Genomic DNA, 16841 nt, shown 5'->3' with positions numbered 1-16841 from the left:
CCGCAGTTCTGCCATCTGTTCAGAGGAGAGATCCATACCTGACTCAACGATCACAGAAGCCTCAGGTTCCATGAACAGGATCACGAGACACTAGAGACCGCCCGGGGCGCTCGCGTCCGCCTGCGGGCGGACATCGCATCCGCCCGCACGGGGACCCGGACGGTCCGCGACGGCGGACGCCACCGACCGGCCGACGACCGCAGCATCGCCGTATGACGACAACTCAACTCCCCTCCACAGAACACCAGATCGGGCGGCGCCACCGATGTGCCCTGCGCCTCATCGGCCGTTCCCTGCTCGTCCTGCTGGGCGTCCTCATCGCGCCCGTCGCCGCGACGGCGGCCGTATGGGCGACCGCCACGGTCACCGCCGACCTCGCGCTGCTCGCCGCGGCCGCGATCGCCGCGCTGGTCATGAGCTGCGCGCCGCTGGTGTACGCGGGTGTACGACGGCCGGCCGTCACCGCCCTGACCACGACGGCCGTCCTCGTGGCCACCTCGGCCGCGGCCTACGTGACGGTGCTCCAGCCCCTCGGTGAGACTCCCCCGCAGCCCCGCTCCCGGCCCACCGGCCACTGGAGCCTGCCGACCGGATCACGCCTGGCCTACACCCTGCTCCGCGCCCACGGCACCCACGCCCGACCCCGGTGATCGTGCTGCACGGCGGCCCCGGCACCCCCGGCGACGGACCGGCTCCGCTGGAGAAGCAACTCGCCGCCCGCGGTTACGACGTCTACTCCTACGACCAGTTGGGCTCAGGCCGCTCCGGCCGACTCGCCGATCCGACCGGCTACACGGTGGCCCGGCAGGTCGCCGATCTCGATGCCGTACGCGCCCGCATCGGCGCCGACCGCGTGGTGCTCCTTGGCGCCTCCTGGGGTGCCACGCTGGCCACGGAATACCTCGCCGCCCACCCCGCCCGGGTGGCCCGGATGGTGCTCACCTCGCCCGGGGCGCTGTGGGCTCCGGCGTGGAAGGACCGGGCCGAGGGCGACATCTGGGACCGGCTCACCGCCGATCAGCAGCGCCGTCTCGACTCGCTCCAGGCGAAGCCCCGGCTGCTGGCATGGTCCCTGCTGATGGAGGCAAGCCCGCGCGCCGCACACGCCCTGGTCTCCGACGCCGAACTCGACGCCGTCTTCGCCCGGCTCCTTGCGATCACGGCCCCGGCGGCCACCTGCCACCCCAGCCGGCCACTGCACGATCTTCCGGCATCCGTACCGGGCTTCTACGCCAACCAGCTCACCACAGCCGACCAACTCACCGTGCCCGACCCGCGCCCCGCGCTGCGCCACATCCGCGTGCCGGTGCTCATCCTGCGCGGCACCTGCGACTACAAGAACCCGGGCATCGCCGGCGAGTACGACGAAGTGCTCCCCGACTCCACGCTGGTGACCGTCGACGGTGCGGGCCACCTCATCGACGCCGAACAACCGCAACGCTACCGTCAGTCCGTCATCCGCTTCCTGGAACAGTGACGCCTCTTCCCCCTACCTCCGCCCCCTCCTACCGATGCCGGGCAGCGAAGAACAGCCCCGCCCGCGCGGCCCGCAGAATCCCTCACACCCGGACTCCCGCACGGTCGCGGGAGCCGGGTCCTTCCCCGACACCCTGCTCCGTCACGGGTGCCGGGGCGATCAGTCGTCAGCCATGGAGGGGGCAGCAGACAGCCGACGTCGTGGACGTCACGGGCGATCACGCTGAAGCGCTCGTCCGCGAGGTCTGCCATGTCCAGACCCGCAGTCGAACGCGGGGCCGGTCGATGACGAACCGCGGTCGAGGGCACCGTGCCACAACTCGACGGGAACCGTGATGTCACCCCGCCGCGAGTGCGTGGTGCATGTGCACCGCGTTGTCCGCGCCGTAGGCATCGGTGATCTCGGTGGCATCCACCTCGGGGAGCAGACTCGCCATCCCGGCGACGAGGTCGGCGGGATAGCTGTTCCGGACAACCGCGGCCATCTGCGAGACGACCGCACGCTGTTCCTGCTCTCCCTGCGATGTGGTCCCGAACAGCACAGGGTTCTGCACCGCCGTACCCGGCGCATGAGTACCTGCCACAGCGCAGGTGGGTGTCCGGTGCTCAGGCTGACCTCAGGCAGAACGGGTGTCCGGCGGGGCTGGCGTAGACCCTGCTGCCCTTCTCTGATCCCGGATGGACGTCGCCGGTGGGCCGCAGCCGGATGGCGCCGGCTTCTGTGGCCACGCGGTCAGCGGTGGCGAGCTCGTCGACAGAGAAGTCCAGATGCATCTGCTGGGGGGTGCCGTCCGGCCAGTCCGGGGCGACATGGGCTGGGGCCGACTGGATCACGAGCACCGGGAAACCGGCGGCCTGAATGAAGTGGTGGGTCGGTGTCCGAGTGATCGAACCGCCGAGCAGCCGATGCCAGAAGGCGCTCTCTTCCTCCGGTTCGGCGGCATCGATGATCACGGAACTCAGAATGATGTTCACAGGCTGACCTCTCTGGGTGCTCAGACCGCCGGGATGATGCCGCCGTCGACGCGGAACTGCGCTCCCGTAAGCCACTTGGCGCGTCCCGAAGCGAGGAAGGCGATCATCTCGGCGACGTCCTCGGGATCACCGGGGCGGCCCATGGGCACCTTGAGGTGATCCACGATCTGTTGCTTCACCTCGTCGATGCCGATGCCCTGACGATCGGCGAGGTGCTGGAGGTGCGCGGTAGCACCTTCGGTGACGACGAAACCCGGAAGGACGCACACCACGCGCACCCCATGTTCGCCCACCTCCGTCGCCAGTTCCCGGCTGTAGGCGTTGAGTGCCGCCTTCGCGGCGGCGTAGGACGCCTCTGTGCGCTGCGGCAGGCGGCTCGCGATCGAGGACACATGCACGACGACACCGGACCCCCGCTCGACCATCCCAGGCACCAGGGCCCGGTCCAGGCGCACGGCGCTGAGGAGGTTCATCTCCAGGTCCGCGCGCCAGGACTCGTCCGACCGGCTCAGGGTCGGCGCTGGGGCGCTCGCCGCGGCCGCGTTGTTCACGAGCACGTCCACCCCGCCCACACGGTCGATGACCTGTCGGCCGAGTTCGGCCACACCCTGCTCCGTGGAGAGGTCGGCGGGGATGAACGTGGCCGGCAGGTCCTCCCGCGGCGTGCCCCGCGAGGTTGTCAGCACGGTCGCACCCGCCGCGGCGAAGCGGCGGGCCGTCGCTTCGCCCAGGCCCCGGCTGCCACCGGTGACCAGCACGCGAAGCCCATCCAGTCCTTCTGCCGGAACCGTCATGAGTCTGCTCCTCAGTAAGATGAGTCTGACTCCGGAAAGAGTACACAACCGGAGTCTGACTCACCTTAAGGAGGTTCTGTTGCCGTCATCACGTCCGCTGCGCGCCGATGCCCGACGTAACCGCGAGGCGCTTCTGTCCGCAGCACGGGAGGCCTTCCTCAGCGGCGACACCGACGCGCACGTCGAGCAGATCGCCCGCAGGGCGGGGGTGGCCATCGGGACGCTCTATCGCCACTTCGAGACACGGGAAGCCCTCGTCGAGGAGGTCTACCGAAAGGAAGTCGACGAACTGTGCACCGCACCGGCAAAGCTCCTGAGCCGGCACGCCCCGGACGAGGCCCTGCGGCGCTTCCTCCTGCTGCTCGTGGACCACGCAGCCGTGGGCAAGGGAATGGCCGTCGCCCTGGAGAGCATCATGGCGACCGACTCACCGGTCTTCGAGAACGCCCGCACCCACATGGCGAACGCGCTCGACCAACTGCTCGACGCAGGCGCTGCGGCCGGCACCGTCCGCGACGGCGTCTCCGGGCCCACCCTGCTGCGCGCCCTGGGCGGCATCTGCGGAATGCGTGCCACGGAAGGCTGGCAGGCCGAGGCCCGCCAGATCACCGCCCTCCTCTTCGACGGCCTGCGCTACGGCGCCCCACGGGCAACCTGAACGCCTCTCTGGCGGTACTCGGGCCGACACACTTGAGGCAGGAAACGTACTGTCTCCGTTGACATCGTCCGCCGTCAGATCTCCCGCATACGGATCGCGCCGGTCGCGGTCAACGGCAAGGAGTCGCGGAATTCCAGATGCGGGACACCGAGCGCCGGCGACCAGCGAAACCGCCGGGTGCGTCATCAGCAGTTCCTCGATGTCGCGCGGGTAGGCGGCATCGGCGGCTGCCGCTCGAGGATCCGGCGCTACACCTGAACGGGATCCCAGGTGGAGTCCCGTTCCCGAACTGCCGCACTCGCGTCAAGAAGCACCGGTGTCCGTGACCGCTCAGGCACCTGTCGCTTCGGCGCGCCGTACTTCCCACCGTGGCGCGTCGAAGACACGGTCAGGGGTGCATGACGATCTTCCCCACGTGGCACCGGCGGGCCAGCTCCTCCTGCGCCTGAGCGGCCTGGTCGAGGGGGAACGTTGCGGCAATGACGGGCTGGATGTCGGCCCGGCGGGCCAGGTCCATGAGGAGGCGGAAGTGCGTGGGCGTGTGCATCGTGGAGCCGATCAGCTGGACGTTGTGCAGGTAGAGACGGCGTACATCGAAGGCCACGTCGTATCCGCCGAGAGCGCCGGCGATGACCCATCGGCCGCCTTCGCGCAGCAGCGGCAGGCCTTCGCTCACCAGATCTCCGGCGACGACGTCGAGCGCGACGTCGATACCGTCCGGGGCGGCGGTGCGGATCTGCTCGCCGATGTCCCGGGCACGGTCGAGGACTTCGTGCGCGCCTGCGTCGCGCACCGTGTCGAGCTTCGATCCGCTGCTGAGGGCGAGCACCCTCGCGCCGCGTGCCCGGGCGATCTGTACCAGTGCGAGGCCCACGCCGCCCGACGCTCCCGACACCAGGACGGTCTCTCCCCCGCGCAGCCGGCCCCGCTCGATCATGCCCAGCGCCGTGCCGTAGGCGGTCGGCAACGACGCGAGCTGATCGTCCGTGAGCGGGGATTCCGTCACGTCGTGCACACGTTCCGCCGGCGCGGTCACGTACTCGGCGTACCCGCCGTCGCGTTCGCTTCCCATCAGGCCCACGGGGTTCGCGTCCGGCCCATCGGTGTCGTAGACGGCGGGGTCGACGACCACACGGCGACCGACGAGGCTCCCGTCCACGTCGGCGCCGACCGCCACCACCCGGCCGGCCACGTCGGCGCCCTGGATACGCGGGAAGTCGATCGGGCCCCGCCAGCCCGACCGTGCCTCCGGGTCTCCCGGGCGGCCGTAGGCACCCTCCCGCGTCCATAGGTCGGTGTTGTTCAACGCCACCGCGGCGACCCGGACCAGCGCCTCCCCCGCCCGCGGGGCAGGCACCGTCACCTCCGCCATCTCAAGGGCCTCTGGCCCTCCGTGCTCCACGATCCGTACCGCTCGCATGGTCTCGGGTACACCCATCACCAGAACTCCCCAGAGGTATACTGATCTGTGAACATCGACCACGGTACACCGATCAGTGAAGGAGGCCGATGCGGCCCATGACACCGGCCGGCCGCCGCATCGTGGCGGCCGCCGAGGAGCTGTTCTACAACCGCGGCATCACAGCGGTCGGCGTGGATCTGATCGCCGAGCACTCGGGCGTGACCAAGCGCACTCTGTACAACCAGTTCGGGTCGAAGGACTGCCTCGTGGCGGCCTACCTGACGGAACGCGACCGGCGCTGGCGGTCGCTCGTCCGCGCCGCAGTCGACGCGTGCGACGACCCCGTCGAGGCCGTCACCTCGCCCTTCGACACGCTACGGATCTGGAGCGAGACAAACACCCGCGGATGCGCGTTCATCAACGCACTGGCCGAACTCCCCGATCCCTCGCACCCCGCGCACCAGGTCGCCGCGGAGCAGAAACTCTGGCTGTTGCAGCTGTTCCAGGAACTCGCCGCCAGGGCGGGCTGCCCGGACCCCGCCGCCCTCGCCGCCCAGCTCCTCGTGCTGCACGAGGGCGCCCTGGCCATGCGTCCGCTCCCGCTCGACGCTCTTCCGCAGAGCACCGACCTCGCACGGGCCCTCGTACGAGCGGGTGTGCCGCGCCGTCCGAGCCCGTGACCCGGGCGGTCAGCGGCCGTACGCTTCCAGCAGCCTTAGCCACACCTCGCTGACCGGGGGGTACGCCGGAACCGCGTGCCACAGCCGGTCCAGCGGAACCTCTCCGACGATCGCGATCGTCGCGGCGTACAGCCGGCCGCCGGCGCCCCGTCGTCTGCGACCACGCGCAGCGTGTCGTCCACCGTGAGCCACGTACCCGGTGTCAGGCCGACGGTGTCGAGGCCGATGTCCTGGGTGTTGGGCGTACGTCCGATGGCGACGAGAAGTTCGCCTCCGCGCCGAGGAGCACCGAGACACCGGCCTTCCGCAGCGACTCGGTGACCCGTTCACCGGTGAACGGCTCCGCAAGCGGCAGGACACGGTCACGGGCCAGCATCGTCACCGACGACCCCAGGGCGGCGAACGCCGTCGCCATCTCCGACGCCACCACGCCGCCACCGCGTGCCGCGCGGTCAGGGATGTCGTGGCGCCGTCCTCGCCAGTCACCTCGACGGCCCGGTCGGAACTGATCCGTCCCTGGCCCCGGTACAACGTGATTCCGGCCGAGTCGAGCCAGGACACCTGACCGTCGTCCTTCCAGTGCGAGGCGAAGGAGTCACGGCGGCGCAGCACGGCTGCCACGTCCAGGTCCCCGGTCACCGCCTCACGGGATCCGGGCACCTGCCGGGCCGCCCGGAGTGCGGACGTGTTCCGCAGCAGTGCCTTGGTCGGCATGCTGGCCCAGTAGGAGCACTCACCGCCGACCAGTTCCCGCTCGACCATGGCCGCGCTCAGCCCGCCCCGCACCACCCGGTCGGCGACGTTCTCACCGACCGGCCCGCGCCGATCACAATGACGTCATAACTCATGTCAGTCGCCCTTTGCGGCGTGGCCCAGGCGCAGGGCCGAGATGAGGAAGAAGATGGCGCCGGGGATGGCGTAGCCGAACGCACTGGTGAGGGTGGGCTCGTCCGCGCCGGCCGACGCGATGAACGACGCCCCGGCCAGGACCGAGATGCCACCGCTGAGGATCATCGGCCACTGGCCGCCCATCGCACGACGGGGAACAGCCACGATCAACTGGACCAGACCGGCCACGACCGCCCAGGCCCCCCACACCCGCAGCACCGCCGGGATACCGGACGCACAGGCGACACCCACACCGACGGCCGTGACCAGGCTGACGGCCACATTCACATACAGCAGCACAGGCGATCCCGTACGACGCGAAGCCCTGGCGTCGACGACGGCCGCACCCACGTCGAACAGCGGATACAGCACCAGCAGCACGGCCGCGACCGGACTGATCTCCGAGGCCATCGTGAACATCACAAGGGCCCAGACGATGGCGAACGCGAACCGGACGAAGTACAGCCGCCGCAGAGCAGAGGCGGTGCCGGCGATGCCGGACGGAGCAGCAAGAGTGCTCACGGTGATCCTTTCGATGGACAAGGAGGGATGCGCCCGGCACGTCCCGCCGAGCCCCGGGGACGGGGGGTCCGCACGGGGCGGTGGCACCGGCCTCGCATCAGGTCCCGGTCGGCTTGGACGGCCGGAAGAACGACCGTTCTGTCACAACAGCATGGCGGCAGCGCGCCCGACTGTCAAGACAGAACGTTCTCCCTCCCATAGGAGCGCTCGTCACGGCCTCGGGGAGGCGAACGGGTTCGCGCCGGCGTGATGGTGTCCCCACACGTCCGAGACACCGAAGTCGTGCGGCACCCAGTCTTCGCCGACCTCGATTCCGCCGCAGCCGATCTCCAGGTGGAACCCACTGGGGTTCCGCACATAGAACGAGATCGCCTTGTCGTTCATGTGCCGGCCGAGGCTGATCGAGATCGGCGCTCCGTTGACCCGGGCCCGGTCGTACGCTCGTCCGACGTCGTCGAGCGAGCCGTACTCGAACTCAAGGTGGTGAATCGACGGCGTGTCCGCGTTCGCGAGCGCGATGCTGTGGTGGGTCGTATTGCAGCGGAAGAAGAACAGCCCGGGAGCGCGGTAGTCGGTCAGCCTGAACTCCAGTACCGACTCGTAGAGTTCGCGCAGTTCGGCGAGGTTGGGACTGGCCAGCACGACGTGGCCGAGGCCGGTGGCACCAGGATTCGTCCCGTCCGGCCGAGTGACGCTGGTGCGCGTCCTGGCTTCGCCGACCGCCAACTCGACCCGGTACCCGACCGGGTCGGTGAACCAGCGCAGGCGGGTGGCTCCGCGCAGCCGCATCTCCTCCGCCGTACCGTCCTTGACGGTGAAACCCGCGTCGGTGAGCCGCTGGGTGAGCCGGTCGAGTTCGCCCGGCGTGTCGACGATCCAGCCCATCTCTCGCGGGCTGTCCTCAGTGGAGGGGTAGAGGGCCAGGCGGTACTTGAACTCGTCGAGTTCGGCCAGAGCGACGTCGTCGGTGCCGGACTTCGCCGTGGTGACTCCGATTCCCAGCGTACGACCGAGCAGTTCGGTCCAGGCGTCGAGGTCGGTGACGTGGAGTCCGACGTAACCCAGTTTGCGGATACCCACGGTTTCATCCCTCCGCCACGGCGGCTGCTCCGCCCTGCAGAAACTCGCGAACGATGTGATTGAACTCGGGTGCACGCTCGTACTGCACCCAGTGCCGGCAGTGCGGCAGCACGCGGAGTTCCGCATGGGGGATGCCCTCAAGGATCTTCGGTGCCCAGGCCAGCGGAACGGTCTGGTCCTCCCGCCCCCAGACGAGCAGGGTGGGTGCGGCGACAAGCGGCAGGTCGGGAGTCAGGTCGCCGAAGTTCGGGGGGATCGGCAATTCCGGGTGAGCCCTCAGACTCGCCTCATATCGCTCATCGATGAGGGACTCGGTGGCCAGGCCCTCGTCGAACACCATCAGCCGTACGAACTCGGCCATGGCTTCACGCGAAGGTTCCTCGGCCGCCATATAGGAGAAGAGGCGGTCGAGGCCGACGGGCCACGGCGGTGCGTCCGCCGGGAGAACCCCGCCGGGAGCCATCAGGACGAGCCGGTCCACCCGGTCGGGGTGGCGCATCGCGATGCGCATCGCGACCGCTCCACCGTAGGAGTTGCCCACCAGGTGGGCGCGCTCGATTCCCAGCGCTGTCATCGCGCGGCAGACACGTTCCGCGGCGTGAAAGATCAGGGGCTCGTCCGTCGCGGGCCGCGGGGAGCTCCCCCAGCCGGGGAGGTCCACCACGATGTTCCGGTAGTCCTCGAAGGCCGCCAGGTTGCCGCCGAAGTTGCTCATGCCCGTGGCCCCCGGGCCCGAGCCGTGCAGCCACACGACCGGGCTGCCCGAACCGACGTCGGTGTACGACAACCGCGCGTCTCCGGCGTCCAGCGTACTCGTCACTGCGAACCACCTTCTCCTCTATGTGTAAATCGACTTGACCTGCTGGTAGTTGAGCAGCGCCTCCGGCCCGAACTCCCGGCCCAGCCCACTGGACTTGACCCCGCCGAACGGCGCCGCCGGATCGACCGTGTAGTGGTTCAGTCCGACTGTTCCGGTGTGCATTCGCCGTGCAACTCGCATGCCGCGCTCGTCGTCGTTCGTCCACACGGTGCCGCCGAGGCCGTATTCCGAGTCGTTGGCGATGCGTACGGCATCGTCCTCGTCGGTGTAGGGGATGACCGACAGCACCGGGCCGAAGATCTCCTCACGGGCGATGGTCTGTGCGTTGTCGACGTCGGCGAACACGGTCGGCGTGACGTAGTAGCCCTTCTCCGCATCCGGACGGGAGCCGCCCACGACCAGCCGGGCGCCTTCGGCCCTGCCCTTCTCGATGTATCCCTCGACCCGTTCACGCTGACGCGCGCTCGCCATCGGGCCGATCTGCGTCGTGGGGTCCAGGGGGTCTCCGACCGTCAGATCACCGACCAAGGACGACACCGCGTCGACGACCTCGTCGTACCGGCTGCGCGGAGCCAGGATGCGGGTGCTGGCGAAGCATGCCTGGCCGTTCGCCAGCAGCGTCGCCTGGACGAACGGCTCGCCGATCGCCGTACCGAGGTCGACGTCGTCGAGGATGACGGCCGCCGACTTGCCACCGAGCTCCAGTGTGACCGGGCGCAGGAGGGTGCCGCAGGTCGCGGCGATCTGCCGACCCGCCGCGGTGGAACCGGTGAAGGCCACCTTGTCGATGTGGGGATGGGAGACCAGGTAGGCGCCGACCTCGCGGCCCGCCGGGACGACGTTGACGACGCCGGGCGGCAGGCCTGCTTCCTCGACGGCCTCCGCGAAGAGAACCGAGTCGAGCACGGTCTCCGGGGACGGCTTCAGCACAAAGGTGCACCCCGCTGCCAGGCCGGGCGCGTACTTCGTCGCGGACAGCAGCTGCGGAGCGTTCCAGGGCACGATTGCCGCCACCACGCCCAGCGGTTCCCGCCGGACGTGGACGGGCGCTCCGAGCATGCCTTCGCGCACCGCCTCTCCCGGGTCGTTGCGGATCAGATCCGCGTAGTAGCGCAGCAGGATGGCCGGCAGAGCGCCCTCGACCTGCTGTGCCAGACCGATCGTCATGCCGTTCTGGGCGCTCACGACACGCGTGATGTCCTCGACCCGCCGCTCAAGCGCCTCGGCGAGACAGTAGAGGGCGTCCGCCCGTCGCGCCGGCTCCCAGGCGGCCCAGCCGTCGGGGTCGTCGAAGGCGGCTCGGGCAGCGGCCACGGCCGCGTCCATGTCCTTTTCACTGCCGTCCGGCACGCTGCCGAGTACCGCCTCGGTGCTCGCGCCGAGGACCGTGATCCTCCCGTCGGACGCGGGTGCCACCCACCGGCCCCCGATGAAAAGCGCGTGATGGTGCGGGTTCACATGGTCTCCTTCGGTTGCTGAGCTGACGCCCAGCTCCGGTAGTCGCCGTAGGGCAGAGGGTGATCGACCGGCACGACACGGGAATTGACCGCGGTCAGGCACCCCGGGCAGAACAGCTGCCGGAAGACGACTTCGGTGTCGACGTAGACGGACGGGCCGTGCCAGATGTGCGGGCCCGCCTCGGTCGGTGCCGCGTCGCGGCGGGCCAGGTGCTCGACGAAGGTGCCCCCGGCGAGCGGCCCGATCTCGGTGCCGCAGTGGACACACACCACCGTCCCGCCCTCGGACGACTCCATGAGCGCGAGGTTGTCGTCGAGACGGCGCGCCCCGCCCGGGCTCGGCATGCCGATCGGCGCGAGCCGGGTGCCGGACAGTCCGGCGTCTGCGGCGCGGCGCTGCCGCAGCTTCGTGCGCATCTCGTCCGTGGCGGTCACGTCCACGTCACCGTCCTCGGCGAGCACGACGCCATAGACATCGCGCGCGGCGTCTGCCGACACGCGTATCTGGAGTACGTCGTCGCGCACGCTGTCGGCCCGGCGGAGCAGGGGGTCGCCGTAGCCGCCGCCCGCCTGCCAGTGCAGGTAGAGCGCGTCACCGGAGCCGAGGTGCGACTCGCCCTCGCAGGGCAGCACCTCGCTGTCGCCACCGAGTTCGTGCAGGTCGGCAGGTATCGCCGTCGCACCGGCGAGCTGGGGCGCGTCGATGCCCCGCACGACCAGGTCGAGCTGGGAGTTGCCCGGGTGTCCCCCGGCCAGGCCGACGTTCTGGTTCGCGACCTTGCCCGTGCCGGAGACGACCAGGGACAGCGTCCCGGTCTGGTCCGGGTGCTGCACGTAGCAGACGGATCCGCTCATCCCGCCACGCTGCCGGCCCGGTCCGCCGGAGTCGGTCTGCTCCCGTCGCCACAGGGCGACCAGAGGGTAGAGGTATTCGGTCATCTCCACGTCAGGTGCCCGGGCAGAGGGGATGATGAGCCGGCCGCCGGTGTCGACGCCGTCGTGATGCACCTGGGCCCCGTAGCCGCCGGCCATGACGTCGAACACAGGTGAGACGAAGCCCTTGTGGCCGCCCCCTCGGACATCGACGCCGGACACCACGCACAGGTCCGTGGTGCCGTTGCAGATCGACTGCACGTCGGTGCGGTGGTCGGGCTCGGCGTCCAGCATCCTGGCGATGACCTCGGCGACCAGGTTGCCCGACCCCCACGCCGGGCCGAAGGGCCCCTTGCCCACGGCCGCCGGGAAAGAGGCGTTGGTGATGGTGTCCTCGTCGGTGACGATCTCGAAGCAGCGCATCAGTCCGCCCGCCGCCCAGGGGATGGTCCCGGCCAGCAGGGGGAGCATCGTGAAGACGATCCCGGCCCGCAGTCCGGGGTAGGGGCAGTTGATGACGCCGGTCTGCGTGGCCGTTCCCCGGAAGTCGAAGATCAGCCGGTCGTCCTCCTTGGTCATCGCGACCTTGATGGCGTGCAGGTCGCGGTCACCGGTCCGTGACTGCTCCTGGTAGCCGACCGCGCTCCACGTTCCGTCGGGGAGGGTCTTCAGCTTGGCCCGCAGCCGGCGTTCGGCGTCGTCCATCATGCGGCGCATCACGGCCTTGACGGTGTCGGCGCCGTACTTGGTGATGAGCCGGATGACCTGCTCCGCCGCGTTCTTGTTCGCGGCGATCTTGGCACGCAGGTCGAGGCCGACCAAGTGGGGAAGGCGTGATCTGCGGACCCAGGCGTCGGCGACGTCGCGCTGCAGCACCCCGCCCCGGACCACCTTCATCGGCGGCGTGGGCACCGCCTCACCGAACACGTCCTGCGCCGACGGGCTGAAGGAGCCCGGCCGCGGCCCGCCGAGGTCGATCTGGTGGGCGATGGCCGTGGTCCAGCCGAACAGCTTGCCCTCGTGGAAGATCGGGGCGAGGACGGCCGCGTCGTTCTGGTGCAGCCCGCCGCCGATCCACGGGTCGTTGCAGAGGAACATGTCGCCCTCTTCGATGCCCGGGTTGTCGCTGCGGTTGCGCAGTGTCCAGACGATCGCCAGGTCCATGGACCCGATGAGGCCGATGTTGTAGGCGCCCACCTGGACCTGCTCGCCGAGCTCGTCGCAGATGGAGAAGTTGAAGTCGTTGGACTCGGTGACGACGTGCGAACCTGACATCCGCCGCAGTGTCTCCCCCATCTCCTGGGTGATGGCCCACAGCCGGTGCCGAACGACTTCGTAGGTCAGGGCGTCGACCCGGTCGGCCTGCTCGTCGTCGACCTGGTGCAGCCGGAGGGAGGGTGAAATCTGCCGCAGCAGGTCCTCGCGCGGAACGGGCCGGCTGGTGAACTCGTCCGCCCCGGGGATCTTCGATGTCATGGGAGCTGTCCTCACTGGTAACTCAGTACGAGGTTGCCGAGACGGTCGACACGGCCGGTCACGCCGGCGGGAACCACGACCACGGTGGTCGGCACATCGACGATCGCCGGTCCGGTGATCTCGTGGCCCGCACGCAGCCGGGCGTAGTCGTAGACGGGGGTGGGTACGAAACCGATCTGCGAGTCGAGGCAGACGTGGCGTTTCTCAAGGAGTGCGTCGCCGGGGTCGGCGCCGGTGGCCAGCGCGATGTCCGGCAGGACGACGGGGAAGCCGAGGCCGGCCTTGGCCCGGGCACGGTAGGTGATCGCCTGCACGCCGGCTTCGCGGTAGCCGGCCCCCGACCCGTTGATGCGCTCGTACTGTTCCTCGAAACGCTCCAGGATCTCGTGCCCGGTGCGGTCGGTGAACTCCCCGTCCGGGACGGTGGTCGCGAGCTCGTTGACCTGCATCGAATAGCGCAGGTCGACCTCACGCTGCATGGTCACGTCCTTGAACTTCACCTTCTGCCGGTCGAGCGCGCGCCGCAGGTCGGCTTCCAGCCGGGCGTAGTGGGACTCCAGCACCGTGTGCTCGACCGGGAAGGAGGAGGGATCGGAGAGTTCGGCGCTCAGGACGATGTCCGAGGCCGCGAGCCCGTAGGCCGAGAACGCGGAGGCGACGGGGCCGAGGGGAACAACGACCTCCCTCACGCCGAGGTCCTGGCAGTAGCCGGCGCAGTGGGCGGGTCCGGCGCCGCCGAAGGCGTAGGCGACGAAGTCACGGGGGTCGTAGCCGGCCTGTACCACGGCCCGGCGCAGCAGGTCTCCCGCCTGCGCGTTCTGCACCTCGTGGATGGCGATGGCGGCCTCTTCGACGGTGAGGCCGAGTGGTTCGGCCACGTGTTCGCGGATCGCCTGGCGCGCCAGGTCCATGCGCAGGGGCTTTCTGCCGCCGAGCAGTCCGTGCGGGCTGAGGATGCCGAGGACGAGGTTGGCGTCGGTGTTGGTGGGACGAGTGCCGCCGTTGCCGTAGCAGGCGGGACCGGGGACGGCCTCAGCGCTCTGCGGGCCCAGCCGCAGATTGCCGCCGGCGTCGACGGAGGCGAGCGCCCCGCCCCCGGAACCAATGGTGTGCACACGGATGGTCGCCGCGTTGATCGGGAACTGGTTCACGATGGAACCCGGTGCCATCACCGGTTCCCCGTCGACGATGAGCCCCGCCAGGAAGGTCGTTCCGCCGACATCGGTGGTGATGACGTTGCGGTGGCCCAGCTGCTCGGCCATGCGCATTCCGCCGATGACGCCACCGGAGAGGACGGAACCGACGGTGGTGATGGCCTGCTCCGGTGCCCGGTCGGCCGTGATGGTCCCGCCCTCGCTCTGCATGACCAGCAGCGGGCCCTTGAGCCCGTTGTCCTCCAACTGCTTCTGCAACGGGGTCAGGTACATGCGCAGCCGCGGCCCGATCTGCGCGTTCATGATCGTCGTGGAGGTCCGTGAGAACTCGCGAATGCGCGGGCTGACGTCCGAGGAGAGCGTGACATACATGTCCGGGGCGATCTCGTGGATCAGTTCCCGGACGCGCTTTTCATGCGCGGCGTTCTTGAACGACCACAGCAGGCAGACGGCGATGGCCTCGACGCCCTGGTCCACGAGGGACTGCGCGACGCTGCGCACCTCGTCCTCGTCGAGGGGGATCAGCACCTTGCCGGCGTGGTCGATCCGCTCGGTGACCTCAAGCGCCCGGTGCTTCGGGATCAGCGGCGTGGGTTTGCGCTGTCTGAGGGTGTCCTGTATCTCGTGGGCCGCCCGGCCCAGGGTGCGCCCTTCGGCGTTCATGATGTAGATCGCGTCCCGATGGCCCTTGGTGGCGATGAGTCCGACGTCGGCCACCGTCCCCTGGACCAGGGCGTTGATCGACGCGGTCGTGCCGTGGGCGATGTAGTCGGTCCGCGAGAGCAGTTCGCCGACGCCGATGCCCAGTTCGCCGGCGATCTCCTCGATCGCGCGCATGACGCCGGCCTCGCGGTGCGGCGGGGTCGTCGGTGTCTTGGCCGAGACGATACGGCCGGCACCGTCCGAGGCCACGGCGTCGGTGAACGTGCCGCCCACGTCGGTACTCTTTGTCAATACCGAACGTTCTACCTTCCGGTTGTGTACCCTGTCGGCATGAGTCCGAGTACAGCAGGCGGCAGCACCTCCGAAGCGCGAGCGCGGCTGCTCAACACGGCAACCAGGATCTTCTACGCAGAGGGGATCCACTCCGTGGGTATCGACCGGATCGTCCTGGAGGCGAAGGTGACCCGGGCCACGTTGTACCGGCACTTCGCGGGCAAGGAAGACCTTGTCCTCGCGTATCTCGACCAGGCCGACAAGGGGATCCGAGAACAGGTGGCCGCCGCTCAGGCGAGCAGCCAGTCGGCCGTCGACAAGGTCAGAGCCGTCGCCAGATCCATCACCGAGGGCATCCTGTCCCCCGGTTTCCGCGGCTGCGCCTTCCTCAATGCGGTGGCCGAGTATCCCGATGCCGGCCACCCGGTCCACCAGGCCGTCCTGGCCCACCGCGCATGGTTTCTGAACACGGTCACGGAGCTGCTGGCACACATCAGCGACGCACCCGCCGACCCAGCCGCCCGGCACTTCGTCATGCTCAGGGACGGCGCCATGGCGGCCGGCTGCCTCTTCGACCCCGAACTGGTCTGCGAAACCTTCCTACGAGGCGTCGACGGACTTCTCCAGGCACGCGTCGACTCGGCGCCCGCGCCGGACGCAGCCGACACCAAGACCGTCTGAGCCGCCGCGCGTCGCTGATGGGCAGCGCGCCACTGCTCGAACGGCCTGGCGACAGCACGGGGTTGGAATGAGCCGGTCAGCCCCGGAAAGCCCGGGGCCACTGCCGCCTCGCCGAGTCCGCTCCCGGATCGTCACGCTCCGCCGACGTCGGACGTCACTCCCACCGCACGGCCGCCCTGGTCCGCGAGACCGCGAACCAGAGAGACGAACGGTGCGACGTGTGCGCTGTAGCTCATGCCGTCGAAGCTGTTGGCGACCGCGAGCCCGTCGGTCATGGCCCGCCCGAGGACAGCCAACTGCTGGACGAACGCCTCGTTCTCTTCGCCGCCGTGCGGAGCGAAGACCGGGGTGAGTGCGTCCACCCATGAAGCATGGGCGTAGTCGCGGATACGGCGCACGGTGTTCCGCACCACCTCGGTGTCCTTGTGCGGGCCGACACTGATGGCCAGCAGGAGCCGAAGGTAGTCGGGCCGCCGGTCGAGGGATGCGCACGCCGTCGTGAGCCATGTCTCGAAGCGCTCAAGCGGTTCGAGACCACGGAACGAGGACGGATTCGGGAATTGAGCGTGCAGTTCCTGGAAGGTGCGCTCGAGCAGTGCCGCGAGGACACCGAGCTTGTTGCCGAAGTGGTAGTAGATGGAGCTGGCCGGAAGCCCCGACTGCGCGCACAGGTCCGAAATGGCCATGCCGTCGTAGCCCTGGCTTGTGACAAGGCTACGCGCCGCATCGAGGATGACATCGCGGCTGCCCGAGCCGGCACCGGACAATGCGGAGTCGTTTCCCTTCACCATGGGCCCATGATAGGTCCGGCGCAGGCCGGACGAGGCGGCCTCGACCCCGCGGAGGCACCCGCGGGCCCCGACCGCGCCGAGGGCCGGACCGAACCACGGCCGTGCCGCGTGACGACAGAATCAACGTGGCGACGGTAAAAATCGACACTGTGTAGACTCTTCGGTGAGGAGCTGTCCA

At 69.4% G+C, this 16841-nt stretch carries 16 protein-coding genes and 1 pseudogene; 5 read left to right on the top strand and 12 right to left on the bottom strand.

The features are described 5' to 3' along the window. Positions 1 to 212: 212 nt before the first annotated feature. Complete coding sequence (locus ACIRFL_RS15970; RefSeq protein ID WP_404028652.1) at positions 213 to 650, top strand: hypothetical protein; 438 nt, start codon at positions 213 to 215, stop codon at positions 648 to 650. Further along, positions 647 to 1477 carry an alpha/beta fold hydrolase gene (locus ACIRFL_RS15965; RefSeq protein ID WP_404028650.1) on the top strand — a complete coding sequence of 277 codons (831 nt, stop codon included), beginning with the start codon at positions 647 to 649 and terminating at the stop codon, positions 1475 to 1477. The genes ACIRFL_RS15970 and ACIRFL_RS15965 overlap by 4 nt, the downstream gene beginning before the upstream one ends. Before the next feature lie 337 nt (positions 1478 to 1814). Here ACIRFL_RS15965 and ACIRFL_RS15960 read toward each other — a convergent pair whose 3' ends face one another. The 3 genes from ACIRFL_RS15960 to ACIRFL_RS15950 are packed head-to-tail and all read right to left on the bottom strand — an operon-like array spanning position 1815 to position 3245. Beyond that, positions 1815 to 2030, bottom strand: coding sequence for a hypothetical protein (locus ACIRFL_RS15960; RefSeq protein ID WP_404028648.1), 216 nt, complete (start codon positions 2028 to 2030; stop codon positions 1815 to 1817). Between the two features lie 52 nt (positions 2031 to 2082). Then, positions 2083 to 2451, bottom strand: coding sequence for a VOC family protein (locus ACIRFL_RS15955; RefSeq protein WP_404028645.1), 369 nt, complete (start codon positions 2449 to 2451; stop codon positions 2083 to 2085). Between the two features lie 20 nt (positions 2452 to 2471). Then, the gene (locus tag ACIRFL_RS15950; RefSeq protein ID WP_404028643.1) at positions 2472 to 3245 is read right to left on the bottom strand and encodes an oxidoreductase; all 774 of its coding nucleotides are present in this window, start codon (positions 3243 to 3245) and stop codon (positions 2472 to 2474) included. A gap of 79 nt (positions 3246 to 3324) precedes the next feature. Here ACIRFL_RS15950 and ACIRFL_RS15945 point away from each other — a divergent pair, with 79 nt between their 5' ends. Further along, on the top strand, positions 3325 to 3903 hold the full coding sequence (locus tag ACIRFL_RS15945; protein ID WP_404028640.1) for a TetR/AcrR family transcriptional regulator: 579 nt from the start codon (positions 3325 to 3327) through the stop codon (positions 3901 to 3903). Positions 3904 to 4291: 388 nt separating this feature from the next. Here ACIRFL_RS15945 and ACIRFL_RS15940 read toward each other — a convergent pair whose 3' ends face one another. Next, positions 4292 to 5341, bottom strand: a complete 1050-nt coding sequence (locus tag ACIRFL_RS15940) for a zinc-binding dehydrogenase (RefSeq protein WP_404028637.1) — start codon at positions 5339 to 5341, stop codon at positions 4292 to 4294. Positions 5342 to 5421: 80 nt separating this feature from the next. On the opposite strand from ACIRFL_RS15940, the gene ACIRFL_RS15935 reads away from it, so the two are divergent. Further along, positions 5422 to 5985: a TetR/AcrR family transcriptional regulator gene (locus tag ACIRFL_RS15935; RefSeq protein ID WP_404028678.1), complete on the top strand. Its 564-nt coding sequence runs from the start codon at positions 5422 to 5424 to the stop codon at positions 5983 to 5985. Between the two features lie 9 nt (positions 5986 to 5994). Here the strand turns inward: ACIRFL_RS15935 and ACIRFL_RS15930 are convergent. From ACIRFL_RS15930 to ACIRFL_RS15900, 7 genes and pseudogenes are all read right to left on the bottom strand, one after another. Continuing rightward, a pseudogene (locus tag ACIRFL_RS15930) lies at positions 5995 to 6833 on the bottom strand (FAD-dependent oxidoreductase). Position 6834: 1 nt separating this feature from the next. Further along, positions 6835 to 7395, bottom strand: coding sequence for a hypothetical protein (locus tag ACIRFL_RS15925; protein ID WP_404028634.1), 561 nt, complete (start codon positions 7393 to 7395; stop codon positions 6835 to 6837). Between the two features lie 210 nt (positions 7396 to 7605). After that, positions 7606 to 8475 carry a VOC family protein gene (locus ACIRFL_RS15920; RefSeq protein WP_404028631.1) on the bottom strand — a complete coding sequence of 290 codons (870 nt, stop codon included), beginning with the start codon at positions 8473 to 8475 and terminating at the stop codon, positions 7606 to 7608. A 4-nt stretch (positions 8476 to 8479) separates the two neighbouring features. Continuing rightward, the gene (locus ACIRFL_RS15915) at positions 8480 to 9295 is read right to left on the bottom strand and encodes an alpha/beta fold hydrolase (RefSeq protein ID WP_404028629.1); all 816 of its coding nucleotides are present in this window, start codon (positions 9293 to 9295) and stop codon (positions 8480 to 8482) included. Positions 9296 to 9313: 18 nt separating this feature from the next. After that, positions 9314 to 10753, bottom strand: coding sequence for an aldehyde dehydrogenase (locus ACIRFL_RS15910; protein ID WP_404028626.1), 1440 nt, complete (start codon positions 10751 to 10753; stop codon positions 9314 to 9316). Then, positions 10750 to 13101: a hydantoinase B/oxoprolinase family protein gene (locus tag ACIRFL_RS15905; protein WP_404028623.1), complete on the bottom strand. Its 2352-nt coding sequence runs from the start codon at positions 13099 to 13101 to the stop codon at positions 10750 to 10752. Before ACIRFL_RS15905 ends, ACIRFL_RS15910 begins: the two co-directional genes overlap by 4 nt. Positions 13102 to 13112: 11 nt before the next feature. Beyond that, entirely contained in the window at positions 13113 to 15209 is a 2097-nt protein-coding gene (locus ACIRFL_RS15900) for a hydantoinase/oxoprolinase family protein (protein WP_404028621.1), read from the bottom strand. A gap of 39 nt (positions 15210 to 15248) precedes the next feature. On the opposite strand from ACIRFL_RS15900, the gene ACIRFL_RS15895 reads away from it, so the two are divergent. Continuing rightward, positions 15249 to 15872: a TetR/AcrR family transcriptional regulator gene (locus tag ACIRFL_RS15895; protein WP_404028619.1), complete on the top strand. Its 624-nt coding sequence runs from the start codon at positions 15249 to 15251 to the stop codon at positions 15870 to 15872. A gap of 131 nt (positions 15873 to 16003) precedes the next feature. Here the strand turns inward: ACIRFL_RS15895 and ACIRFL_RS15890 are convergent, their stop codons facing one another. Continuing rightward, positions 16004 to 16663, bottom strand: a complete 660-nt coding sequence (locus tag ACIRFL_RS15890) for a TetR/AcrR family transcriptional regulator (protein ID WP_404028616.1) — start codon at positions 16661 to 16663, stop codon at positions 16004 to 16006. Between the last annotated feature and the right edge of the window lie 178 nt (positions 16664 to 16841).

This window comes from Streptomyces sp. NPDC102462 (genome assembly GCF_044765425.1).
Lineage (GTDB): Bacteria > Actinomycetota > Actinomycetes > Streptomycetales > Streptomycetaceae > Streptomyces.
This window is presented reverse-complemented; position numbering and strand designations above follow the sequence as displayed.

Coding starts and splice junctions, on each gene's coding strand:
- ACIRFL_RS15970 (WP_404028652.1), top strand. CDS start 213: ATGACGACAACTCAACTCCCCTCCACAGAACACCAGATCGGGCGGCGC.
- ACIRFL_RS15950 (WP_404028643.1), bottom strand. CDS start 3,245: ATGACGGTTCCGGCAGAAGGACTGGATGGGCTTCGCGTGCTGGTCACC.
- ACIRFL_RS15940 (WP_404028637.1), bottom strand. CDS start 5,341: ATGGGTGTACCCGAGACCATGCGAGCGGTACGGATCGTGGAGCACGGA.
- ACIRFL_RS15935 (WP_404028678.1), top strand. CDS start 5,422: ATGACACCGGCCGGCCGCCGCATCGTGGCGGCCGCCGAGGAGCTGTTC.
- ACIRFL_RS15905 (WP_404028623.1), bottom strand. CDS start 13,101: ATGACATCGAAGATCCCCGGGGCGGACGAGTTCACCAGCCGGCCCGTT.
- ACIRFL_RS15895 (WP_404028619.1), top strand. CDS start 15,249: ATGAGTCCGAGTACAGCAGGCGGCAGCACCTCCGAAGCGCGAGCGCGG.
- ACIRFL_RS15890 (WP_404028616.1), bottom strand. CDS start 16,663: ATGGTGAAGGGAAACGACTCCGCATTGTCCGGTGCCGGCTCGGGCAGC.